This is a genomic window from Cellulomonas sp. (genome assembly GCF_015234515.1).
Classification (GTDB): Bacteria; Actinomycetota; Actinomycetes; order Actinomycetales; family Cellulomonadaceae; genus Cellulomonas.
Genome location: NZ_JADGMY010000030.1, coordinates 70,294 through 92,945 on the forward strand (window position 1 = coordinate 70,294; position 22,652 = coordinate 92,945).

General features: G+C 73.3%; 20 protein-coding genes and 1 tRNA gene. 10 read left to right on the forward strand and 11 right to left on the reverse strand.

Going from position 1 to position 22,652, the window contains the following annotated elements; genetic code table 11:
• Window positions 1–17 precede the first annotated feature (17 nt).
• The 3 genes from IR158_RS16885 to IR158_RS16895 form a co-directional block, all read right to left on the reverse strand.
• A complete protein-coding gene (locus IR158_RS16885) occupies window positions 18–1,016 on the reverse strand; it encodes a sugar ABC transporter substrate-binding protein (protein WP_291814944.1) in 999 nt (332 codons plus the stop codon).
• A gap of 77 nt (window positions 1,017–1,093) precedes the next feature.
• The gene (locus IR158_RS16890; protein WP_291814946.1) at window positions 1,094–2,032 is read right to left on the reverse strand and encodes an ABC transporter permease; all 939 of its coding nucleotides are present in this window, start codon (window positions 2,030–2,032) and stop codon (window positions 1,094–1,096) included.
• Window positions 2,029–3,219, reverse strand: a complete 1,191-nt coding sequence (locus tag IR158_RS16895; RefSeq protein WP_291814947.1) for an ROK family transcriptional regulator — start codon at window positions 3,217–3,219, stop codon at window positions 2,029–2,031. Before IR158_RS16895 ends, IR158_RS16890 begins: the two co-directional genes overlap by 4 nt.
• A 212-nt stretch (window positions 3,220–3,431) precedes the next feature.
• On the opposite strand from IR158_RS16895, the gene IR158_RS16900 reads away from it, so the two are divergent.
• The 5 genes from IR158_RS16900 (at window position 3,432) to IR158_RS16920 (ending at window position 9,700) form a co-directional block, all read left to right on the forward strand.
• Window positions 3,432–4,451 carry a LacI family DNA-binding transcriptional regulator gene (locus IR158_RS16900; protein ID WP_291814948.1) on the forward strand — a complete coding sequence of 340 codons (1,020 nt, stop codon included), beginning with the start codon at window positions 3,432–3,434 and terminating at the stop codon, window positions 4,449–4,451.
• Window positions 4,452–4,612: 161 nt separating this feature from the next.
• Window positions 4,613–5,929 carry a sugar ABC transporter substrate-binding protein gene (locus tag IR158_RS16905; RefSeq protein WP_291814950.1) on the forward strand — a complete coding sequence of 439 codons (1,317 nt, stop codon included), beginning with the start codon at window positions 4,613–4,615 and terminating at the stop codon, window positions 5,927–5,929.
• Between the two features lie 33 nt (window positions 5,930–5,962).
• Entirely contained in the window at window positions 5,963–6,931 is a 969-nt protein-coding gene (locus tag IR158_RS16910) for a carbohydrate ABC transporter permease (RefSeq protein ID WP_291814954.1), read from the forward strand.
• Window positions 6,924–7,763, forward strand: coding sequence for a carbohydrate ABC transporter permease (locus IR158_RS16915; protein ID WP_291814957.1), 840 nt, complete (start codon window positions 6,924–6,926; stop codon window positions 7,761–7,763). The genes IR158_RS16910 and IR158_RS16915 overlap by 8 nt, the downstream gene beginning before the upstream one ends.
• 50 nt (window positions 7,764–7,813) lie before the next feature.
• Complete coding sequence (locus IR158_RS16920) at window positions 7,814–9,700, forward strand: cellulase family glycosylhydrolase (RefSeq protein WP_291814960.1); 1,887 nt, start codon at window positions 7,814–7,816, stop codon at window positions 9,698–9,700.
• Window positions 9,701–9,722: 22 nt separating this feature from the next.
• On the opposite strand, the gene IR158_RS16925 is transcribed toward IR158_RS16920, so the two are convergent.
• From IR158_RS16925 to IR158_RS16950, 6 genes are all read right to left on the reverse strand, one after another.
• Window positions 9,723–11,531, reverse strand: coding sequence for an FUSC family protein (locus IR158_RS16925; RefSeq protein WP_291814963.1), 1,809 nt, complete (start codon window positions 11,529–11,531; stop codon window positions 9,723–9,725).
• A gap of 154 nt (window positions 11,532–11,685) precedes the next feature.
• On the reverse strand, window positions 11,686–12,306 hold the full coding sequence (locus IR158_RS16930) for a hypothetical protein (RefSeq protein ID WP_291814966.1): 621 nt from the start codon (window positions 12,304–12,306) through the stop codon (window positions 11,686–11,688).
• 77 nt (window positions 12,307–12,383) lie between these two features.
• Window positions 12,384–13,667 carry a type II toxin-antitoxin system HipA family toxin gene (locus tag IR158_RS16935; protein ID WP_291814968.1) on the reverse strand — a complete coding sequence of 428 codons (1,284 nt, stop codon included), beginning with the start codon at window positions 13,665–13,667 and terminating at the stop codon, window positions 12,384–12,386.
• The gene (locus IR158_RS16940; protein ID WP_291814970.1) at window positions 13,667–13,906 is read right to left on the reverse strand and encodes a helix-turn-helix domain-containing protein; all 240 of its coding nucleotides are present in this window, start codon (window positions 13,904–13,906) and stop codon (window positions 13,667–13,669) included. Before IR158_RS16940 ends, IR158_RS16935 begins: the two co-directional genes overlap by 1 nt.
• 86 nt (window positions 13,907–13,992) lie before the next feature.
• Window positions 13,993–14,658, reverse strand: coding sequence for a response regulator transcription factor (locus IR158_RS16945; RefSeq protein WP_291814973.1), 666 nt, complete (start codon window positions 14,656–14,658; stop codon window positions 13,993–13,995).
• Complete coding sequence (locus IR158_RS16950) at window positions 14,655–15,908, reverse strand: histidine kinase (RefSeq protein WP_291814976.1); 1,254 nt, start codon at window positions 15,906–15,908, stop codon at window positions 14,655–14,657. The genes IR158_RS16945 and IR158_RS16950 overlap by 4 nt, the downstream gene beginning before the upstream one ends.
• 164 nt (window positions 15,909–16,072) lie before the next feature.
• On the opposite strand from IR158_RS16950, the gene IR158_RS16955 reads away from it, so the two are divergent.
• Window positions 16,073–17,611, forward strand: a complete 1,539-nt coding sequence (locus IR158_RS16955) for an alpha/beta-hydrolase family protein (protein ID WP_291814979.1) — start codon at window positions 16,073–16,075, stop codon at window positions 17,609–17,611.
• 526 nt (window positions 17,612–18,137) lie between these two features.
• On the forward strand, window positions 18,138–18,914 hold the full coding sequence (locus IR158_RS16960; RefSeq protein WP_291814982.1) for a lysoplasmalogenase: 777 nt from the start codon (window positions 18,138–18,140) through the stop codon (window positions 18,912–18,914).
• Between the two features lie 306 nt (window positions 18,915–19,220).
• Here IR158_RS16960 and IR158_RS16965 read toward each other — a convergent pair.
• Window positions 19,221–19,307 (reverse strand) — tRNA-Ser (locus tag IR158_RS16965).
• Window positions 19,308–19,393: 86 nt separating this feature from the next.
• On the opposite strand from IR158_RS16965, the gene IR158_RS16970 reads away from it, so the two are divergent.
• Window positions 19,394–20,284: a Sir2 family NAD-dependent protein deacetylase gene (locus IR158_RS16970; protein ID WP_291814984.1), complete on the forward strand. Its 891-nt coding sequence runs from the start codon at window positions 19,394–19,396 to the stop codon at window positions 20,282–20,284.
• Between the two features lie 218 nt (window positions 20,285–20,502).
• Here the strand turns inward: IR158_RS16970 and IR158_RS16975 are convergent, their stop codons facing one another.
• Window positions 20,503–20,934 carry a nucleoside deaminase gene (locus IR158_RS16975; RefSeq protein ID WP_291815035.1) on the reverse strand — a complete coding sequence of 144 codons (432 nt, stop codon included), beginning with the start codon at window positions 20,932–20,934 and terminating at the stop codon, window positions 20,503–20,505.
• Between the two features lie 216 nt (window positions 20,935–21,150).
• Between IR158_RS16975 and upp the strand changes: the two genes are divergently transcribed.
• Together upp and IR158_RS16985 are read left to right on the forward strand one after the other, a co-directional pair.
• Complete coding sequence (gene upp / locus IR158_RS16980; protein ID WP_291814986.1) at window positions 21,151–21,786, forward strand: uracil phosphoribosyltransferase; 636 nt, start codon at window positions 21,151–21,153, stop codon at window positions 21,784–21,786.
• Between the two features lie 319 nt (window positions 21,787–22,105).
• Complete coding sequence (locus IR158_RS16985; protein ID WP_291814989.1) at window positions 22,106–22,489, forward strand: hypothetical protein; 384 nt, start codon at window positions 22,106–22,108, stop codon at window positions 22,487–22,489.
• Window positions 22,490–22,652 lie beyond the last annotated feature (163 nt).

The following is a 22,652-nucleotide window of genomic DNA, read 5'->3' on the forward strand; positions in this document are numbered from 1 at the left end:
GTTCCGGTCGGTCGTGGTCACTCGCCCCAGGCGGCCGCGTGGTCCTCCACGTTGGCCTTGGTGACGATCGGCAGCGGCAGGTACTCGTTGGGCTGCGTGACCTTGTCCTTCTCCCCGGTCAGCCACTGCACCGCGGCCTCGACCGAGCGCGTCCCCTGCGGGTACGGGTCCTGGTTCACGCTGCCGACGACGTAGCCGGCGAGGATGCCCTCGCGCACCTCGACGGGGAAGTCCCCGAGGATGAAGCGGATGTCGGTCCGCCCGCGGTCGCTCGCGTACTTGGCGGCGTTGGCCGTCTCGGGCCCCTGCGCGACGACGGCGTCGAGCGAGCCCTCCGGGTACTTGTTCAGCCAGTCCTGCACCACCGTGAGCGCCTCGGCGGCGTCCCAGTTGTTGGTCTGCGTCTCGACGATGCGGATCCCGGGGTAGTCGGCGAGGACCTCGTCGAAGCCCTCCTGGCGCAGCAGCTGGGCGCTCGTGCCGAGGGCACCGACCATGTAGGCCACGTCGGCGTCCTCACCGACCTGCTCGACCAGGAGGTGCGCCTGCTGACGCCCGAACTCGACGTCGTCGGCGCCGATGAACGTGACCGCGCCGGCCGCGTCGTCGACCCGGTTGTTCACCGCGAAGACGGGGATGCCCGCCGCGACGGCCTGCTTGACGGCGGGCGCGATGCCCGTGGCGTCGGACGCCGTCACCAGGATCGCGTCGACACCCTGGGTGACGAGCTGCTGCACGCCGGCGACCTGGGCACCGAGGTCACCCTTGCCGTCGACCATCTTGAGGGTCACACCGAGCTCGTCGGCGGCCTCCTGCTGGCCCTTGATGAAGTTCGAGTAGAACGGCACGGACGCGTTCCACAGCATCGAGCCGATGACGAGCGTGTCGTCCGACGCCGCAGTCTCGTCGGCGGCCGGGGCGGGGGTGTCGGTGGACGAGCACGCGGCGAGGCCGAGCGCGGTGACGGCGGCGACCATGACGGCCGCGCTGCGACGGAACCGGGGGGTGGTGCGCATGACGGTGTTCCTCACTTCTTCGGGGGGGTGTGGAGCGGGTGCCAGGGGGACGAGTGGGGACGCGCCGCGGTGCGGCGTCAGGAGGTCCGGCGTCGGCGTTGCACCATGTCGATGCCCACGGCGCCGATGATCACGGCGCCGGTGAACGCCGGCTGCCAGTACGGGGAGATGCCGAACAGGTTCAGGGCGTTCGACACCACACCGAGCAGCAGGGTGCCGATCACGACGTTGCCGACGCCGCCCGAGCCGCCGGTGAGCGCCACCCCGGCGATGGCCACGGCAGCGATGGCCGAGAGCGGCCAGCCCTGCGCGGCGCTCGGCTGACCGATGGACGTCTGGCCGAGCAGGATCAGGCCACCGATCGCGGCGGCCAGCGCACCCAGGGTGTAGGCGGTGATGGTGACGCGGTGGACGCGGATGCCGGCCAGCCGGCTCGCCTCGGGCGAGCCGCCCACGGCGTAGATGTGGTGGCCGAGCGTCGTGAAGCGCAGCATCGCCCACGTCGCGAGGACGACCGCCGCGTAGATCAGGGCGGCCACGGGGACGGCACCGATCCGACCGAGCCCGACGACCGTGAACGCCTCGGGGACCCCGTACACCGGTGTGGCGTCCGTGAACACGAAGAGCACGCCGGTGATGAGCGACTGCATGCCCAGGGTGGCGACGAACGGGTTGATGCCGACCTTGGCGATGAGCAGCCCGTTGCACAGGCCGATCACCGCACCGAGCGCGAGCGAGGCCAGCACCCCGGGCACGATCCCGCTCGTCGACATGGTCCACGCCGCGATCACGGACGTCGCCGCCCCCACGGCGCCCACGGACAGGTCGAAGCCGCCCAGCAGGATCATCAGCAGCATGCCGCAGGCGACCACGCCGATGATCGACTGCTGCTCGACGATGTTGACGAGGTTCGGCACCGAGCGGAACGTCGGCGACATGATCGACAGGGCGCCGACCACGACGACGAAGACGAGGAACAGGGCGTGCCGTGAGGCCCAGCGGAGCCCGACGGTCATGAGGGGGTGCCTCCTTCGTTGGTGAGCTCGCCGAGCACGGAGGGTGCGTCGGTCAGCCGGAGATGGTGAAGTGCGCCGGAGAGGGCGCCGCGGACGGTCGAGTTGGGGCCGAGGTCGGAGACGGCCAGCCGGGGCGGGGTCTCGACGTGACGGGCGACGAGGCGCGTCACGTCGTCGAGCAGCGGCGCCAGCGCACGGCCGACGCTGCCGTCGATCACGACCGTCTCGGGGTCGGTCACGGCCGCGAACGTGATGACGGCCTGGGCGAGCGCCCGCACCACGTCGTCGAGCAGGGCCTTGCTGTGCGGGCGGCCCTCGAGGCCTGCGGCGATGACCTCGCGGGCGGTGGGCTCGTCGCCCAGCTCGGCGCGCGCGGCCGGGTCGGCTCCCGCGAGTGCACGGGCCCGCAGGGCGATGCCCGCGCCGCTCAGCACCGACTCGAGGCCGCCGACGCTCCCCGCCCGCGTGTCGGCGAGCATGCTGACCTCGGGGACGAGCACACCGATCTCACCGGCGGCGTGGTGCCGCCCGCGCACGAGCCGACCGTTGCTGACGACCGCGCCACCGAGCCCGGTGCCGATCGACAGCACGGCGTAGTCGCGCGACCCGACGGCCTGCCCGACCTCCCCCTCGGCGATCGCGGCCAGGTTGACGTCGTTGTCCACGACGAACGGCACGCCGAACGCCCGCACCCGGTCGACCAGGTCGAACCCTTCCCAGCCGACGTTGGGCCCGCGGACCGCGAGGTCGGTGTCCGCGTCGATCACGGCCGGCACACCGACGGCGAGCGCGCCGATCTCGACGCCGCGGCCCGCTGCGGCGGCCCGCATCGCGTTCCAGACCCACTCGAGGGCGTCGAACGCTCCCCCGGCGTCGGCGACGGTGACGAACTCCTCGGCGAGGATCTTGCCGTCCAGGCCGCTCAGGGCGCCATGGCACTTGGTGCCGCCCAGGTCGATGCCGACCACGCAGGCGCTCTCCACGTTGAGGGTGAGCACGACCCGCGGTCGACCGCCGGAGCCCGACGTGTCACCGGACTCGACGAGCACGCCGCGGGCGATGAGCCGGGAGACCATCCGGCTGACCGACGCCTGCGACAGGTTCAGGTCGCGGGCGATCTCGGGCCGGGTGGTCCGCCGGTTGTCGCGGACGTACTCGAGCACGAGGTACTCGTTCACCTCGCCCATGGAGCCATGCTGGAGAGCCACTTTGTTCCCTTCTGGATGAAACTAAGTGGACCTTGGCACGTGGCGCGCGCACCCGTCAATCAGCGTCACCCGAATGCGTTTGCGCAGGTCAGGAGGTATTCGGCAAATCCGACGATGCGCCGGGCCGATCGGGTTGCGCCACCGCCGGAGGACGGGACCGACGCCAGCCGTGGCACCGCTACCATCGCCCCATGGCCGGGCGCGTGACGATCGGCGATCTCGCGCGGCGCCTCGGGCTCTCCAAGGCGTCGGTGTCGTACGCGCTCAACGGGCAGCCGGGCGTCAGCGAGCAGACGCGCGAGCGGGTGCTCGCGCTCGCCCGGGAGCTGCAGTGGTACCCCAGCTCGTCGGCGCGCACGCTGTCGGGCGCACGGACGGGCATCGTCGGGCTCGTGCTGTCCCGGGACCCCGACCTGCTCGGCACCGAGCCGTACTACATGCTCGTCCTGTCCGGCATCGAGGCGGCGCTGATCGACGCGGAGTACGGCCTGCTGCTGCGCATGGTCGGCTCGGAGCCGGGCCGTGACCTGCCGGTGTACGAGCGGTGGGCGGGCGAGGGGCGCGTCGACGGCGTCATGCTGTTCGACCAGCGCCGCGACGACCCCCGCATCCCCCTCCTGCGCCGCCTGGGGCTGCCCGCGGTGCTGAACGGCGCGGCGGAGCCCGGGTCCGCGCTGCCGGCCGTGGTCCCGGACGAGCACGGCGACGCCGACCAGGTCATGGAGCTCCTGCACGGGCTGGGCCACCGGTGGGTCGTGCACCTGACGGGACCGTCGGGGCTGCTGCACGAGGAGCGCCGCGACCGGCTGGTACGCGCGGCGGCGGCCCGGACCGGCATGGTCGTCGAGACGGTCGAGGGCGACTACACGATGGGGACGGCCGAGCGGCTGATGACCGAGCGGGTGCGGCGCGGACCCGGGCCGACCGCGTGGGTGGCGTCGAACGACGTCATGGCCCTGGGTGCGGTGCGCGCCGCCGCCCGGGAAGGTGTCGACGTGCCGGGTGACCTGTCGGTCGTGAGCTGGGACGACTCCCTGCTGTGCGAGATCGGGGCCCCGCCGATCACGGCGCTCGACCGCCACCCCCGGGAGTTCGGCCACCGGTGCGCACGGGCGCTGCTCGCGGAGATCGCGGGCACCGCGGACAGCGACACCGATCCGCGGCGCAGCGAGCTGCGGGTCCGCGCGAGCACCGGGCCCGCAGCGGCCTGACCGGCGGGAACGTCGCTCGCGCCACCCGCCCGCAGTCGTCCCACCTCCTGACTGCTGTCACGATTTCGTCTCGAAGGGTTCCCGTTCGGCCTAACGCCGGTTACGTTGTCCCCGCGAACTGAACCGGTTAGGTAGGCCCGGCACTCGACAAGGGAGTCCCAGTGAAGCTTCGCCACCTCGCAGCAGCGTCCGTCTCCGTCCTGCTCCTCGCGGCCTGCTCCGGCGGGGGAGGTGGTGGCGGCGGGTCCGCGTCGGGCGACGGCGACGTCACCCTCACCTACTGGGCCAGCAACCAGGGCACCAGCCTGGACAACGACAAGGAGGTCCTGACGCCGGTCCTCGAGGAGTTCACCGAGCAGACGGGCGTCGGCGTCGACCTGGAGGTCATCAGCTGGAGCGACCTGCAGACCCGCATCCAGACGGCCGTCACCTCCGGCCAGGCCCCCGACGTCGTCAACATCGGCAACACCTGGGCCGTGTCCCTGCAGGCCACCGGGGCCTTCCTGCCGTTCGACGACGCCGCGATGGAGGCCGTCGGCGGGGCCGACAAGTTCGTCGAGGCCGCGCTGGAGACCGGTGGCGCGGAGGGCACCGACCCCACGTCCGTGCCGCTGTACGGGCTCGCGTACGGGCTGTACTACAACAAGGCGATGTTCGAGGAGGCGGGTCTGCAGCCGCCGACGACCTGGGAGGAGATGGTCTCGGCCGCCCAGGCGCTGACGGACCCGGCCACCGGGGTGTACGGCATGGCGCTCGCCTCCGGGAGCTACACCGAGAACAACCACTTCGCGTTCATCAACGCCACGCAGAACGGCGCCGAGCTGTTCGACGACGACGGCAACCCCACGTTCACCGAGGACGGCGTCGTCGACGGCATCGTGCGCTACCTCGACCTCATGCAGAGCGCCGAGGTCGTCAACCCGTCGAACGCCCAGTACGACAACGCCTCGCTCGCCGTGGCGGACTTCGCCACCGGCAAGGCCGCGATGATCCTCAACCAGAACAACGCCAACGCGACGATCGAGGCCAACGGCATGGCCCCCGACGCGTACGGCGTGGTGCCCTTCCCGGCACCGGCGGACGCGGAGAGCGACGTCGCCAGCCACGTCGCCGGCATCAACATGTCGATCTTCGGCAACACCGAGCACCCGGACGAGGCGCTGCAGCTCGTCGAGTACATGACCAGCGAGGACGTGCAGACGACGCTGGGCAAGCCGTTCTCGTCGCTGCCGGTGCTCAAGGACGCCACGGCCGTCTTCACCGACGACCCCGAGCTGGCCGAGACGTTCACGCAGATCTACAACGAGCGCTCCGCGCCGCTGCCCCTGGTGCCGGCGGAGGACCAGTTCGAGACGACCGTCGGGCAGGCGATGAACAAGATGTTCGCGACCATCGCCACGGGCGGCACGGTCAGCGCCGAGGACGTGCAGGACGCCATGCAGACCGCGCAGGACCAGGTCCAGGCCTCGGTCGGCTGACGCACCGCTCCAGGCGACGTTCGAGGAGACGCCGTGGCCACGACCACGCCCACCGCCCCGCCGGTGCCCGCATCGCGCACCGTGCCCGGCCGCCGCGCCCGCAAGAGCGGGTGGTGGCTGCCGTACGCGCTGCTGGCACCGGCGGTGTTGCTGGAGCTGCTCATCCACCTGGTGCCGATGCTGACCGGCATCTGGATGAGCTTCATCCAGCTGACCCGCTTCTTCATCCGGGACTGGACGTCAGCGCCCTTCGTGGGCCTGCGCAACTACCAGGTCGCGCTCGACCTCGACACCGCGGTCGGGCGGTCGCTGCTCAGCTCGTTCGCGATCACGTGCGCGTACACGGTGCTCGTGGTCGGCGTCGCGTGGGCGCTGGGCATGGCCGCGGCCGTCGCGCTGCAGCGCCCGTTCCGCAGCCGCGCGCTGTTCCGCACGCTGTTCCTGGTGCCGTACGCGCTGCCGGTGTACGCCGGCATCGTCACGTGGAACTTCATGCTCCAGCGCGACACGGGCGTCATCAACCACCTGCTGGTCGACGACCTGGGCCTGCTGGAGGACAGGCCGTTCTGGCTCATCGGCGGGCACGCGTTCGCGTCGATCGTCACCGTCGCGATCTGGCGGCTGTGGCCGTTCGCGTTCCTCATGCTGACCGCCGGGCTGCAGTCCGTGCCGGACGACCTGTACGAGGCCGCGGCGATGGACGGGGCGCACGCGTTCCGGTCCTGGTGGTCCATCACCCTGCCGATGCTGCGCCCGGTGAACCTGGTGCTCGTCCTGGTGATGTTCCTGTGGGTGTTCAACGACTTCAACACCCCGTACGTGCTGTTCGGCACCTCGCAGCCGGAGGCCGGCGACCTCATCTCGTTCCACATCTACAACGCCTCGTTCCTCACGTGGAACTTCGGTGCCGGCGCGGCGATGTCGGTGCTGCTGCTGCTCTTCCTGCTGCTGGTCACGGGCATCTACCTGACCGTGCTGAACCGGAGGTCGCGCCGTGCATGAGACCCGGGCGTTCAAGACGTTCCGCACGGTCGTGATCGTGGTGCTCGCGGCGGTCACCGCGCTGCCGCTCTACGTGATGATCACGTCGTCGCTCAAGCCGCTGCAGGACGTGCGCGGGGCGTTCTCGTGGTGGCCCAGCAACCTCACGTTCCAGCCGTTCGTCGACATGTGGACGACCGTGCCGCTGGCGCGGTACTTCGTGAACAGCCTCGTCGTGTCCAGCGCGGCGACGCTGGCCAGCCTCGCGATCGCGATCTTCGCGTCCTACGCGGTGTCGCGGTACCGGTTCCGGGGCAGGTCGACGTTCACCACCACGGTGCTGTCGACGCAGATGTTCCCCGGCGTGCTGTTCCTGCTGCCGCTGTTCATCATCTTCGTCAACATCGAGCAGTCGACGGGCTTCCAGTTCGTCGGCACGCGCATCGGGCTGATCATCACGTACCTGACGTTCTCGCTGCCGTTCTCCATCTGGATGCTGTCCGGGTACCTCGACAACATCCCGCAGGAGCTGGACGAGGCCGCCCGCGTCGACGGCTGCTCCCCCATCGGCGCGCTGTTCCGCGTCGTGCTGCCCGCGGCGCGGCCGGGCGTGATCGCGGTGGCGATCTACGCGTTCATGACGGCCTGGGGCGAGGTGCTGTTCGCGTCGGTGATGACGACGGAGGCGAACCGCACGCTCGCGGTCGGCATCCGGCAGTACTCGACGCAGACCAACGTCTACTGGAACGAGATCATGGCGGCCTCGCTGGTCGTCAGCATCCCCGTGGTGATCGGGTTCCTGCTGCTGCAGCGGCACTTCGTGGCCGGCCTGACCGCGGGGGCGGTGAAGTGAGCCGAGGCGTCGAACGCCCGCTCGCGTCCGTGGCAGGGGCCGGCGGGCCCGTGACGTGGCTCGGGGCCAACTTCTGGTCCCGGGCCGGCGGCCCGCTGATGTGGCGGACGTACGACCCGGGGGTGGTCCGCGAGGAGCTCGCGGTCCTCGCGCGGCACGGGCTGACCATGACCCGGTCGTTCTTCTACTGGCCGGACTTCATGCCGACCCCGACGACGCTCGACGAGGAGCTCTGCGAGCGCTTCGCGGACTTCCTCGACGCGCACACCGAGGTCGGGCTGACGACCATCCCCACGTTCCTGGTCGGGCACATGTCCGGCGAGAACTGGGACCCGGCGTGGCGCGGCGGGCGGGACCTGTACACGGACGTGTGGATGGTCGGGCGGCAGGCCTGGTACGTCGCCTCGCTCACCGCCAGGTACGCCGAGCACCCCGCGGTGACGGGGTGGCTGATCTCCAACGAGATGCCGATCTACGGCGGCGAGGGCCGGCGCGAGGACGTCGAGGCGTGGGCGCGGCTCATGGTGCACGCGGTGCGGGCCGGCGGCGGCGACCAGCCCGTGTCGATCGGGGACGGCGCCTGGGGCATCGAGCAGACCGGGCACGACAACGGCTACTCCACCGTCGACCTCGGCCACCTCGTCGACTTCACCGGGCCGCACGTCTACCGCATGGAGTCCGACCAGGTGCGCCAGCACCTCAAGGCCGCGTGGGTGTGCGAGCTCGCGGCGATCGGCGGGCGGCCGGTGGTGATGGAGGAGTTCGGGCTGTCGAGCGACTTCGTCTCCCCCGCCGGCGCCGCCGCGTACTACCGCCAGCTCCTGCACACCACGCTCCTCGCCGGGGCCACCGGGTGGATCGCGTGGAACAACACCGACTACGACACCGTGCTGGGTCAGCGGCCGTACGCCCACCACCCGTTCGAGCTGCACTTCGGCATCACGACGTCGGACGGCGAGCCGAAGCCGCCGCTGCTGGAGCTCGAACGGTTCGCCGTGACCCTGCGCGAGCTCGACCTGCCGACGTGCACGCGTGCCCCGGCCCAGGCCGCGCTCGTCGTCCCGTCGCATCTGGCCGCCGACTACCCGTTCACCCACGAGGACGAGCGCGCGCTCATCGTGCGCACCGGCGAGCAGGCGTACGTCGCGGCGCGCGAGGCCGACCTGCCCGTCGGGGTCGTGCGCGAACGGACCGACGGTGGCCTGCCGGGCGGCTACGACCTGTACCTGCTGCCGTCGGTCAAGCAGCTGTGCGGCCCGTCGTGGGTGCAGCTGGTCGACCTGGCCGCCGCGGGCGCCACCGTCTACGCGTCGTACTGCGCGGGCGAGTCGGCCGTGCAGCGCGGGCCGTGGTGGATCCGCACGGAGGACCTGTTCGGCGTGCAGCGCGAGCTCGCGTACGGGCTCGTCGACCCCATCGAGGACGACGAGGTCGTGCTCACCTTCGAGGCGGACCTCGGGTCGCTGCACGCGGGCGACGTGCTGCGGTTCCGCGTCGCGGGCAACGCCGAGGCGCGCGCGTACCTGCCCGTGACGGTGCTCGACGCGAGCGTGGTCGCGCGCGACGCGCACGGGCGGCCGGCGATCGTCGTCAAGGACCACGGCACCGGGCGCGCGGTGCTGTGCACGTACCCGCTGGAGTACCTGGCGAGCGCGCAGGGCCGGGTCAACCCGGAGGACACGTGGCGGCTGTACGACGCGCTCGCGGTGCTCGCCGGCGTCGAGCGTCCGGTGCGCGTGCCGAAGGACCCCCGGGTCCTGGTCGACCGGCTCGTGCAGGGCGACGGGCGGGAGGTCGTCGTGCTGGTCAGCGAGCACGCGGAGGCGGTGACGGTCACGCCCGAGGTGGCCGGTGGCCGGCTCGAGCGGCTCGACGGGTCCGCCGTCGAGGTCGTCGAGCTGGAGCCGTACGGGGCCGTGGTCCTGCGGCGGGCGTGAGGCCGGCACCCCTCCCCGGCGCTCAGGCGCCGGCCGGCAGCGTCCGCAGCAGGTACCGCTCGGCCGACCCGGCCTGCTCGGCCAGCCCCTGCAGGATCGACGACGCCGGGCCGGGGGGCGCAGGCGTGCCGCCGTCACGCTCGTCCGCGCCGACCCGGTCGTGCACGTCCAGCGTGCGCAGCAGCTGGTCCAGCTCGCCGGCGGTCAGACCTGCCCCTCCGGCCAGGACGCTCAGGTCGCGCAGCCCGGTGCGCAACGCGTCGAGCGCGGCGAGCTGGCGGTCGTCGAGCTCGTCGCGGTCGGGCACCAGCTCGTCCTGCTCGCGCACGGCGTCCCGGAACAGGGCGAGCGTCTCGGGCCGTGGCGGACCGGTGCGGCTCGACGCACGCAGCGCGTCCGCCGTCGCCGCGGCGGCGCTCTCGACACGTCGCCGCAGGGGCGGCGGACGGAAACCCGGGACCACGGCGAACCCGAGGACGACGCCCACCGCCACCGCGACCACGGTGAGGACCACGTACTGCCCGAGCAGGTCGAGGGCGTCCAGGTCGCGGGTCACCGAGTTGAACCCGACGCTGACGACGACCATGAACGCACCACCCAGCGCCGGACGCGTGACGATGTACCACAGCCCCAGGCACAGGGCGACGAGGGCGACCGTGACCAGGTAGCGCGACGGGACGACCAGCAGGACCACCGCGACCGTCAACGAGCCCGCGACCAGGCCGACGATCTTGTTCCTCGCCTTGGTGACCGTGCCGCTCCAGCTGGCCTGCAGGATGCTGAACGTCGTCAGCAGCACGGTGGAGACCAGCGGGTCACCGCGCTGCAGCCGGGACGTGACGAGCAGCATCACCAGGACCGCGAGCGCGGTGCGCACCGCGTGCCGGACCTGCACCGACCGCAGCCTGGCCGACGGGTGCAGCACGGCGTCCTGGAGCTGGTGCCGCCGGTCGCGGTCGAGCCGGACCGGTGTGGTGTCGTGGCCCGCCATCGCCTGCTCGACGGCGTCCAGCGCGCGGGCGGCCTCGGCCACCGGGCCCTCGCCGTCCGTCTCCGACGCCGGCGCCGGGCCGTGCTGCTCCCGGCCCGGCTTCGCCCTCAACCGCGCCGCGATCTCACCGGCACGGGCCCGCAGCGCGGCGGTGGCGTCGGGGGCGGCGCCCGCGAGGTCGGCAGCGCGCAGGGCGACGCGGTACCGCGAGCCCTGCTCCATCACGTCCGCGAGCCAGCGCGGCCTGCCGTCGGTGAGCCACGTGCCGAACGCGGTCGCCGTGGCGGCGCCCGGGTCGTCGGCGACGAGCACCGCCGCGACCTGCTCGCGGGTCGGCTTCGACGGGTCGGAGATCCCCAGGAGGACCCGCAGCAGGAGTGCCACGACCACACCGGCGACGGCGGCCGCGACCACCTGCCGGTGGTCGGCGCCGCCCTGCGGCGCGTAGCCGTACCCGAACACCGTGGTCATGCCCAACCCCAGGCCGGCGTTGGCGAACCGCGGCCCGATCAGCGGGAGCAGAGCGGCCACGAAGACGAGCAGCACGACGAGCGCCATCGCCGCGGGCCTCGACGTCTCGGCCACGAGCCGCGGGAGGGCTGCGGCGACGACGAGCAGCGGTCCCATCACCGCGGCGACGCGCAGGTCGGCCCGCAGTGGTCCGCCGATGAACACCACGAGCGAGAACAGGCCGGTCAGTCCGCCGATGATCCCCGCCGGGCCGGCCCCCCAGGCGTCGGCGACCAGCACCGAAGGCACGACCACGAGGATCATCAGCACGATCAGCAGCGGACTGCCCTGGGGCCGCTTGCGCGCCTTGGTCTCCCCAGCGCCCCCCACGGTGCCCCCTCAGCGGTCGGGCCGTGCGCCCTTGTCCCCAAGGTAGGCGGCAAGCCCGGGTGACGCCACGGGTCGGCCAGCGCTCGCGGTGCGGTGGCAGGAGAGCCGGCGGGTGCCGATCGGCTCGGTACCGATCGGCTCGCCACCGGTCCGCTCAGGGAGCCGGTGGCCCCGCCGGAGCCCGCAGCCCGAGGGAGCCGAGCTCGAGCGCCGCGAGGGCGCGCACGGTCTCCGGGTCCCGTCGGCGCCACCCGTCCGCCGGGTCGCCGCTCACGCCCGCCAGCACCCGCACCGGCTGCGTCGCGAGCGCGCGGAGGGCGAACAGGTCGAGGTCGGCCGCCGAGTCGAGGATGCGCAACGCCGCACGCGCGCGGCGGACGAACCGCACGCGCAGGAGCAGCCAGACCCCCACGACGAGCACGATCGGGACGGCCGCGAGCAGCAGCCCGAGCAGCAGCGCGAGCTGGGACGCCCCCTGCTGCACCTCGACGCCCGCGCGGGCGATCGAGTCGGCCGCGCTGCCGGCCGCGGTGAACGGGCCGCGCGCGTCGTCACCGACGAGCGGGACGCGCGCGACGGTGTCCCCGGCGGACGCCAGGCTGTCCGAGAGCGAGGACCCGGCGCTCTCGAGGGTGCGGCCGGGGGCGCCGAGCCGGCCCACCACCTCGTGCACCCACTGCCCCAGGCGCACCCACAGCACTACCCAGGCGACGACGAACAGGTCGCCGACGAGCTGACGGGTGCGGCGCCACGGGGTCTGCGCGTAGAGGGTCACGCGGGACATCCTGGCGTGCCGGCGGCCAGGACGCGCCGTACTGACCCTCCGTGCGGCCCGTCACCGGCCCGTCGGCGTCAGTTCCGCGAGCCGGTGAGATTGGCATGCAGGGTCGGCAGGTACACCTCCAGGGCCGCGGTCAGCCGTTCACGCAGCCTCGCCGCCGAGCCGTCCCAGTCGTCGACCTCGTCCAGTGCCGCCAGCATCGCCGGTGGAGCGATGTCGGCCATCTGCTGGGCGCGCTCGACGACCCGTTCCGCGTCCAGGTCGTTCTCCGCCGCGAAGCGGGACCAGTGCTCTCGCGTGACCAGCTCCGCGACGTACTGCCCGTCGACGGACATCGACAGGGTGTGCCCACGCGATGTCGGGTCGTACGGCAGGGACGTCGCGACGTCGAACAGCGGCGCCAGGCGCACGTCGTGCCCGGCCAGGAGCACCGCGTAGTTGCGGGCGTGAGCGTCCGGGGCCGCGATCACGGTGTTGAGGAGGAGCCCGTCGACGAACCGGTCCACGTTCGCCCGAGCGGTACGAGCGGTCGGTGACTGCTCGCGCAGCAGCCGGATGATGTCGCTCGCGCCGGGTCCGCCGTACTCCTGGTACTTCTGCGCCACGCCCAGTGCCTGGCACAGGTCCTCCTGGTGCAGGCGCACCAGGGCGCCGTCGCGCTCGACACGGTCGAACCGGGTGATCACGACGGCCGTCTCGGACTTGAACGACGGGTGCTCGGTGCGTGCGACGTCCACTCCGCACGCGGCGGCCGCACGCATGCTGATGTGCTCGACCAGGGACTGCGCCTTCATCCCGTGCACGCCGGGCTTGAGGATGTGGCTGGTCGGCTCGGACCCGTGAGCCTCGTACCAGTCGTCCCCTCGACGGCGCAGCGCGAACTTCGGCTGGGTGCCGCCGAGGGACCAGTGCTCGTCGGGCATCGACCAGGACGCACGCTCGTCGACCCGCATCATGGCGAGTCGCTGCTCGATCTGGCCGGCGCTCTGCGGCACGAGGGCGCCGGTGCGGGCGAGGACCGCCGCGGTGTCAGGCGGCCTGCAGAACTGCACCGCACCGGGGCAGTCCTGGCCGATGACCGCCAGGACGGACAGCGGGTCGAGCCTGTCCGTACCTGGGTGGCCGCGTTCGATCGCCGTCAGCGCGGCGTCGGACTCCGGCAGCAGACCGCGCAGGAACCGTTCGACCGGCGGGCCGGTGAACGACCCGCCGGCCAGCGGCAAGGACAAGGACAGCGGCGTACGACCGGTGCCGGTCGCATCGTCCAGGTACGTGAACCGCAGGCTGTTGGTGCTGCTGCGGTCGAGGTGGCCGATGACCCTGCCGTCGAGGATCACCGCCAGCGGTGCGCTCATCACGGAGCATCCGGCTCGAGGTCGTCGCGGACGGTCAAGGACGCGTCGAGCTCGTCGAGCACCCGCATGACATGACCGATCTCGAGGCCGCGGGTGCGTCCTTGTTCTGCGGTGACGACCCACTGCCGGGACACACCGGCGCGTTGGGCGAGTTCGGCCTGGCTGAGATGCCGACGCTTGCGCAGGCGCCGGATCGCCTGCCCCAGCTGGGGCAGCGAGCGAGCATTGATGACGTCCACGATGTCAACGTACCCTGACACTGCGAACGATGTCCACGTATCCTGACACGTTGACCGATGTCAACGTACGCCGACATCCCAGCCCTTCACCCGCCCGGCCGCACCAGTCCCGACTCGTACGCCAGGATCACGGCCTGCGCGCGGTCGCGCAGGCCGCACTTGGCCAGGACGTGGCTGACGTGGGACTTGACGGTCGGCTCGGCGAGGTAGAGGCGCCCCGCGATCTCCTGGTTCGTCAGCCCCTCCGCGATGAGGGAGAGCACCTCGAGCTCGCGCGGCGTCAGCTGCTGCTCGAGCTCGGCCGAGCGCGGCACAGGGGTCTGGCTCGTCTCGAGGTAGGTCGCGATGAGGCGCTTGGTGACCGCGGGCGCCAGCAGTGCGTCGCCACGAGCGACGACGCGCACGGCCTCGGTGAGCTGCTGGGCGTCGGCGTCCTTGAGCAGGAACCCGCTGGCACCGGCCCGCAGCGCCTCGACCACGTAGTCGTCGAGGTCGAACGTCGTGAGCACCAGCACGTGCACCGAGCCGGGCGGTGACTGCTCGACGATCCGCCGGGTCGCCTCGATCCCGTCCATGCGCGGCATGCGGATGTCCATGAGGACGACGTCGGGGCGCAGCGCGGCGGCCTGCGTCACCGCGGTGACACCGTCGGCGGCGGCGCCCACCACCTCGATCCCGTCCTGCGCCGCGAGCAGCGCCGAGAAGCCCTCGCGCACCATGGCCTGGTCGTCCACCACGAGCACGGTGGTCACGCGGTCTCCTCCTTCAGGGGCAGGGTCGCGGCGACGCGGAACCCGCCGTCGGGGGTGGGTCCGGCGGTGACGTCACCGCCGAGCAGGTGCGCCCGCTCACGCATCCCCACCAGGCCGTGCCCGCCCCCGTCCGACGCGTCGTCACCGGTCGCGGGGGACGCTACCGGGCTCGCCGGCGGACCGTTGGTGACGACGACCTCGAGCTCGCGCTTCCGGTAGGACACCGCGACGGCGACCACCGCGCCCGGGGCGTGCCGGGCGGCGTTGGCCACCGACTCCTGCACGATCCGGTACCCGCCGATCTCGAGCGCAGCCGAGAGCGGACGTCGTCGCCCCGTCACGGACAGGTCGACCTGCGACCCCGCGGCACGGGCGCTCTCGACCAGCGCCTCGAGCCCGTCCAGCCCGGGCTGCGGTGTCCGCTCGACGTCCGCGTCGACGTCGCGCAGGACCGTGAGGATGCCGCGGACGTCGGTGAGCGCGGCCCGCGCCGACCGGGCGATCGAGCCGAACTCCTCGCGCACCGGGTCGGGCACCCCCTCGAGCCGGTAGGGCGCGGTCTCGGCCTGGACCGCGACCATCGACATGTGGTGCGCCACGACGTCGTGCAGCTCCCGGGCGATCCGCGCACGCTCCTCCAGCACCATGCTCTCCGCCTCACGCGTGAGGCGCGCCTCCCGCTCGCTGACCGCCTCGGCCCTCGCGCGGGTGCGCTGTCGCCGCGCGTCGACCACGAGCATGACCAGGGTGAAGAGGACGAGGAACCCCACCCCTGCCTCCCCGAGCACCCCGAGCAGCACCAGCACGACCGTCCACGTCCACACGGCCCAGCCCAGCGCCCGGCGGTGCCGCGCGAGCACCACCACGCCGGCGAGCATCAGCACGATCGGCAGGGCGAGCGGCAGGACGGAGACGTTGTCCCCCGCCGTCGGCCCGAACATGATCCACAGCGCCGCGATGGCCGCCGCGAACCGCCACGCGTTGAGCGGCTGCTGACCGAGCAGCGCGACCGTGATGGACGCCGCGACGGTCGCTGCCACGGCAGCCACCATCCCGAGCCCCTCGGCGCGGGCGCGGTCGAACGTGAGGAACACGGTGACGACGGCCGCGGCCACGGCGATCCACGGCCCCCGGCGCCCCAGACGCGTCCGGGGCGGGTCGGGCTCCTCGCTCGCCCGCAGCGGGGCGATCAGCCACGTGCCCACGGCACGGGGCGTCGGCAGGGAGCGGCTGCTGGCGGGGGTGGTCACGCCGTCAGGCTAGGTGTCCGTCGTCGCGCCCGTCCCGGTACCGGGGTACCGGACGCACCCGATCCGCGAGGATGAGACGGGCCCGCGGGCTCCCCCCGCAGTGCCGGTCAATCACCCTGCCGCAGCACGATGACCTGCAGCAACGCCGTTCCTAGCGTCGGGGCATGCCCCTTTCGCACCCGCGGCGCCGCCCCCCGGCCACCGCCCGCCGCGCCGCCGTCGTCCGCCTCGCCGTCCTGCTCGCGGCCCTCACCACCGCGGCCTTCACGTGGGCGCCCGGCGCCTCGCAGCCCGGGGCACCGGCGACCTTCGACGTCCCCGTCGACGCGTTCCGGCAGGCGATGGGCTACGCGCCGACGCCCGCCCCCGGACGGCCCGACGTGCTGCTGAGCCCCGACGCGGAGTGCTCGACGCCGACGGGCGGCACGCCGTTCGGCTTCGACGACGCGTGCCGCGAGCACGACCTCGCCTACGACCTGCTGCGCTACGACCGTGACCGCGGCGCGGTCGTGGACCCGTGGGACCGCTGGTCCGCGGACACGCGCTTCGGCCTGCGGATGGTCGAGCGGTGCACCGAGCAGGTCGTCGTGCTGGCCCCCTGCCTGGCCACCGCCGCCGTCTACCACGCCGCCGTGGGCGTGAACTCGGTGCGTCAGCTCTACGGGGCGCCGGCCGACGAGACGGGCGTGCAGGTCGCGGGGTCGTCGCTCGCGATGGTCGCGCTCGCGGTGCTGCTCCTCGCGCCGACGGCGGCAGCCCGGGCATTCCGGCGCATGCTGCGGCTCGCCGAGGTGCACCTGACGCCGCCGCCGGCGTGGTCCGGCTGGTCGGGCGCCGCCGGTTCGCTCGTGCGCTGGACGGACCTGGGGCGGGAAGGACGGCGGCTGCTCACGCGACCCCCGGTCGCCGAGGGCGCGCTGCGGGTCGTCGTCGGGCTCGAGTCCGCCCGCCGGCTCGACGACCGCGTCGCGCTCGCCCTCGCGGAGGCCGAGCGGGTCGGCGCGTTCACGCGCGGCACGGTGTGCGTCGCGACGCCGACGGGCTCCGGCTGGCTCAACCCCGCCGCGGTCGAGGCCCTCGAGCTGGCGACCGGCGGGGACGTCGCGACCCTCACCGTCCCGTACGCGGCCGCGCCGAGCTGGCTCGCCGCGCTCGCCCACCCGGGAGCCCACCGGCGGTCGTCGGTCGCGCTGCTGGCCGCGGTGCACGCCCGGTGGGAGCGGCTCCCGCGCGAGTCACGTCCGCGGCTCGTCGTGCTGGGCGAGAGCCTCGGGGCCAACGGCATGGCGGACGCGCTGCGCCGGCTGCCCCACGTCCGGGCCGACGTGGCCGGCGGGCTGCTGGTGGGAGGGGTGCGGTCGGCGTCGTGGGAACCGCCGGGGCGGGTGGCGCTCGTCCGGCACGACGACGACCCGGTGGTCAGTCTGGGCCTGCGCACGGTGCACCGGCTGCCCGGTGCCGGGCAGGCTCCCGAGGGGCACGGGCACCACTACGGGGCCGAGCTGGGTGCCGCGTGGCGGGAGGACCTCGGTGTCCTGGCTCGTCCGCCGGCCGGGTGCCCGCCCGGCCGGCCGTCTCAGGACGGCGGCCCCGTGGGTGCGCCGAGCGAGGCGTTGACGAGCGGTCCCCACTCGGCGAACGCGGGCACGTCGAGCCAGTACCCGTCGGTGGCGACGTCGGTGAACTCGGTGACGTGCGTCTGACCGGTCTCCTTGTCGCGGATCGTGAGGGACCCGCTCCCGTCGGGACGTGCCGAGGTCTTGAGCGCCAGCACCGCGTCGAACTCCATGTACTGGGTCTCGTCGTCGGGGTAGACGTACTCCCGGGTGACCCACCGCCACAGCCGGCCGTCGATGAGGTCCCAGTCGACCGACCGCGCCACGGAACCGCCGGGCGTGTACAGCTGGACCCGGAAGCGCCCCCTCCGCCCCGATCACCCACAGGGGGCGCAGGGTGCCGTCCTCGTCGCGCGTGCTGGCGTCGACGACCTCCACGCCCTCCCCGCTGTCGTACAGCCGCCTCGCCTCGTCGAGCGTCAACCAGGTGTGACCCCCGGTGGGGCGACGCGTCAGGTCGTTCCAGCGCGTGGTGTACATCACCTCGGACATCAGGATCCCTTCATCGCTGAGTACGGCGCAGGCGTTCCGCGCCGCTAGCATCGCCGCGCCGGGACGACGGGGTCCCGCACTGACGGTCGCCGGGACGCAGCCCGGCGACGAGGAGGTCGTCGTGGGACGTCCGCTGTCCACAGCCGCACGCATCTGGGCGGCGGTCGCCGTCGTGCTCCTGCTCGTCCACCTCACCGCCGAGGCGACCGGCGCGCAAGACCTGTCCACCGTGAGCCAGTGGACCCTGATGCCGGCGCTCGCCGCCGTCGTCCTGACCGCCACGCGGCGTCCGCGCAGCCGGCTGGTGACGTGGGTCGTCGTCGCGCTCGGGTTCTCGTGGCTGGGTGACTTGATGCCGTCGCTCGTCGCCGACGACCTGTCGTTCCTGGTCATGGTCGGGTTCTTCCTGCTGGCCCAGGTGGCGTACGTCGTGGCGTTCGCCCCCTCGGTGCGCACGTCCGTCGTCCACAGGCGTCGGCTCCTGGTGCTGCCGTACCTCGCGGCGCTCGGGACGCTGGTGGCCCTGTGCGCGCCGCACGCGGGCAGCCTGCTCGTCCCCGTGTGCGTCTACGGCGTGACGCTCACCGCGATGGCCGTTCTGGCGACCGGTCTGGGACGGGTCGCGGCGGCGGGCGGTGCGATCTTCCTGGTGAGCGACGCGCTCATCGCGCTCGAGGCGTTCGTCCCGTCGTGGGACCTCGCGGGCCAGGGGTTCTGGGTGATGCTGACGTACACCGTCGGGCAGGGTCTGCTCGCCGCGGCGGTGCTGAGCCGCGACGCCGCCGAGCGCCGCGCAGCGGAGCAGCAGCTCGCGCGCGGGGACGTCCAGAAGCCCGCGACGGGTGGCCACGCAGCCGTCGGCGAACGTCCTGTTGGACCGACCGCCCCACGTCGCTGAGCCGGCGACGGACCGCAGGACGGGCATCCGAACCGACGGGGAGAGGCGACGCGGTACAGCGCTTCATCCGAGCGGGAGCAGCAGAAGGCACGGGCTGGCGTCCACGCCCGTGCCGACCGGGTAGACCCGTCCGCGTACCGCAGACGGTGATCCGCGGTGACGGACCGCGCGCAGCGCCGAGCGACCGCCCACTCCGCGTGCCACCGGCCGCCCCCGACACGACGAAACCCCCCGCGGGACGCCCTTCCGGGCCCCCGCGAGGGGTTCTGTCACTCCCTGGCCCTGAGCTGTGTCAGGACCGAGCGGCGGTAGCGGTGGGATTTGAACCCACGGTGGACTTTCACCCACACACGCTTTCGAGGCGTGCTCCTTAGGCCGCTCGGACACGCTACCTCGGGGGGTCACAGTACCCGCTCGGCGCCGTCGGACCCAATCCGTTCCGGCGGCGACCGCGCGCCGGTGCGTCGTACCGTGGAGAGGTGAGCACGTCCCCGTCCGTCCCCGTGACACAGGGCTCGCTCGCGCACGTCGTCGCACTGCTGGCGGGGCACCGCCTGACGGTCCTGACGGGGGCGGGTGTGTCCACGGACTCCGGCATCCCCGACTACCGCGGGCCGGACTCTCCCCCGCGGACGCCGATGACGTTCCAGCAGTTCGTCGGTGACGAGGCGTTCCGGCGGCACTACTGGGCGCGCAACCACGTGGGCTGGCGGCACGTGCACCGCACGGTGCCGAACGCCGGGCACCGGGCGCTGGCGGCGCTCGAGCAGCGGGGCGTCGTGCTCGGCGTCATCACCCAGAACGTCGACCTGCTGCACGAGGCCGCGGGGTCCCGCAACGTCATCGACCTGCACGGTCGCTACGACCGTGTGGTGTGCCTGCGGTGCCGGCGCGTGGTGCCGCGCTCGGAGCTCGCGGACCGGCTGGAGGCGCTCAACCCCGGGTTCGTCGAGCGCGTCGGGCAGGTCGCGGACGTCGAGATCGCGCCGGACGCCGACGCGGTGGTCGAGCAGACCGCCGACTTCCGGGTGCAGGCGTGCTGGCAGCCGGACCCCGACAACGCGTCCCGCGAGTGCGGCGGGATCCTCAAGCCGGACATCGTGTACTTCGGGGAGAACGTGCCACGTGAGCGGGTCAAGCGCGCGTACGCGATGGTCGACGCCGCCGACGCGCTGCTCGTTGCGGGCTCGTCGCTGACCGTGCACTCGGGGCGGCGGTTCGTGCGCCACGCCGCGCAGTCCGGCCGGCCCGTCATCGTCGTCAACCGCGGCGCGACGCGCGGCGACGCCTACGCCACGATGACGCTCGACGCAGGCACGAGCGAGACCCTCACCGACCTCGCCGAGCTCCTTCCGACACCGGCCCACTGAGGCCCCAGCGAGCGCACGCGCCCACGCCGAGCGCGGTACCCAGCCGCCGAGCGCGGGACGAACGAGTACCGCGCTCGGCGGGTGTGTGCCGCGCTCGGCGGCGGGGGCGGCCTGGGCGGAGGGCGGGGGCGGCGAGGGCGGGCGAGGTTGGCGGTGCAGCGGACGAGGTTGGCGGCGCAGCGGGCGAGGTGGGTCGCGCGGCCGGCGAGCGTGGGCGGTCAGCGCTGCGGGCGGAAGAACGTGCGCAGGAGCGTGGCGGACTCCTCGGCGCGGACGCCCGCGACCACCTCCACGCGGTGCAGGGCGCGGCGGTCGCGGACGACGTCCCACTGCGAGCCGCACGCACCGGCCTTCTCGTCCCATGCGCCCAGCACCAGCCGCGGGACGCGCGCCTGCAGCACCGCACCGGCGCACATGAGGCAGGGCTCGAGGGTCACGACGAGCGTGCAGCCGTCCAGGCGCCAGGTCCCCAGGGCGGTCGCGGCCGCGCGCAGCGCCACGATCTCGGCGTGCCCGGTCGGGTCGGCGTCGGCCTCCCGCAGGTTGCGACCACGCCCGACGACCGCACCGTCCGGCCCGAGCACGACGGCGCCCACCGGCACGTCGCCGGTGGCCAGCGCGGCACGCGCCTCCGCCAGCGCGAGGCCCATCGCCGCCTCGTCCGCGGGCGTCGCCGCGGGGGACGACGGGCCGACGACGACGCGGGGCGCCTCCGCTGCCGGCTGATGCTCCACGTCCCACCTCCCCGTGCCACCACGTTGCCCTCGACCTCGTGCACGGCCGCCGACGTCGCGCGCCGCACGCCATCCGCGCCCGGGCACCCCGTCCCGGGCGACCGGGGGCATCCTCGCACTACCCTGGCGAGCATGCGCCTGCACGTCGCCGACCACCCGCTCGTCGCCCACAAGCTCGCGGTCCTGCGTGACGCGAACACCCCGAGCCCCACGTTCCGCCAGCTCGTCGACGAGCTGGTGACGCTGCTCGCCTACGAGGCGACGCGTCACGTGCACACGCGCGAGGTCGAGGTCGTGACGCCCGTGGCGACGACCACGGGTGTGAAGCTCGCCGACCCGAGCCCGATCGTCGTGCCGATCCTGCGTGCGGGCCTCGGGATGCTCGAGGGCATGACGCGGCTGCTGCCGACGGCCGAGGTCGGGTTCCTCGGTCTGCAGCGCGACGAGGAGACGCTCGAGGCGATCACGTACGCGAACCGCCTGCCCGAGGACCTGACGGGTCGCCAGTGCTTCCTCCTGGACCCCATGCTCGCGACGGGCAACACGCTGGTCGCCTCCATCGACTACCTGCTGCAGCGCGGCGCGCGTGACGTCACCGCCGTCTGCCTCATCGCCGCGCCGGAGGGCATCCGGGTCGTCGAGGAGTTCGTCGGGGACCGCGCGGACGTGCAGGTCGTGGTCGCGGCCGTCGACGAGCGCCTGAACGAGAAGGCGTACATCGTGCCCGGCCTGGGTGACGCGGGAGACCGGCTCTACGGCATCGTCTGACCTCCGGACGGACGTGTGGCAGTCGACGGACGGCTCCGCCGCCGAACGTCCCGACCGGGGTGAACAGTTCTTGGAGTGCCGTGGAAGCGATCCCAAGACCTGAGACGCCGCGAGTAACCCCTTGGGGTGACCCCGGGCGTCGTGTCACGATCGTCCGGTGAGTTCCGAGACGTCCCCTGTGCGCGCCCGCGTCGTCGACAGCGCGCATGCGTCCGGGTGGTACCCGAGCTGCTGTCGGTCCTGACCCGCCGACCTCAGCCCGTCCGTCCACCGACCGCCGCAGGCCCCGCCGCCGGTCACCCCGAGCTCGGAGACTCCCATGACCTCACCTGCACGACTGCGCCGCCCACGCGCCGTCCACCGTCCCGTCCCTGTCGCGCCCGTGCCGCCCCACGGCCCGCGCGCGGGCTTCGTGCTCTACGTGAGCCTGCCCGAGGAGACCGAGGTCGAGCCCGGCGACGCCGGCGCCCCCCGCCGGCCCACGGCTCACGAGATCGCCGAGACCGCCGACCTCCTGCGCGAGCTCGCGCAGGAGGCGCTGCCGGGCTCCGAGACGTTCGCGGCGCTGTCGCTCGTGCCCGGAACGACCGGTGAGGTCCGTCGCTTCGGCGACCGCCTGCCCCACCTACGGCTGCTCGACCCGGTGGACGACTCCCCGGCGGGCACCCCTGACGTCCTCAGCGGCTCGGGGGACGCCCGCTGAGGACACGCGCTGCCGGGCCGGCGCACGGGATCGGGGGACCCCGTCCGGCTCGGCAGCGCACCTTCTTGTCCGCCCTGCCCGCCGCGCGCACGTCGCACAGCTGCGGCAACCCGCTCCGCTGAGGACGCGCGGGCGAGGCGTCAGCGCACGCGCGAGCGACGCC

Bases quoted from the DNA above. Each gene is read 5' to 3' on its own strand.
- IR158_RS16885 (WP_291814944.1), bottom strand. From the start codon at position 1,016: ATGCGCACCACCCCCCGGTTCCGTCGCAGCGCGGCCGTCATGGTCGCC.
- IR158_RS16985 (WP_291814989.1), top strand. From the start codon at position 22,106: ATGACCTCACCTGCACGACTGCGCCGCCCACGCGCCGTCCACCGTCCC.
- IR158_RS16955 (WP_291814979.1), top strand. From the start codon at position 16,073: ATGCCCCTTTCGCACCCGCGGCGCCGCCCCCCGGCCACCGCCCGCCGC.
- IR158_RS16900 (WP_291814948.1), top strand. From the start codon at position 3,432: ATGGCCGGGCGCGTGACGATCGGCGATCTCGCGCGGCGCCTCGGGCTC.
- upp (WP_291814986.1), top strand. From the start codon at position 21,151: ATGCGCCTGCACGTCGCCGACCACCCGCTCGTCGCCCACAAGCTCGCG.
- IR158_RS16935 (WP_291814968.1), bottom strand. From the start codon at position 13,667: ATGAGCGCACCGCTGGCGGTGATCCTCGACGGCAGGGTCATCGGCCAC.
- IR158_RS16890 (WP_291814946.1), bottom strand. From the start codon at position 2,032: ATGACCGTCGGGCTCCGCTGGGCCTCACGGCACGCCCTGTTCCTCGTC.
- IR158_RS16975 (WP_291815035.1), bottom strand. From the start codon at position 20,934: ATGGGCCTCGCGCTGGCGGAGGCGCGTGCCGCGCTGGCCACCGGCGAC.
- IR158_RS16895 (WP_291814947.1), bottom strand. From the start codon at position 3,219: ATGGGCGAGGTGAACGAGTACCTCGTGCTCGAGTACGTCCGCGACAAC.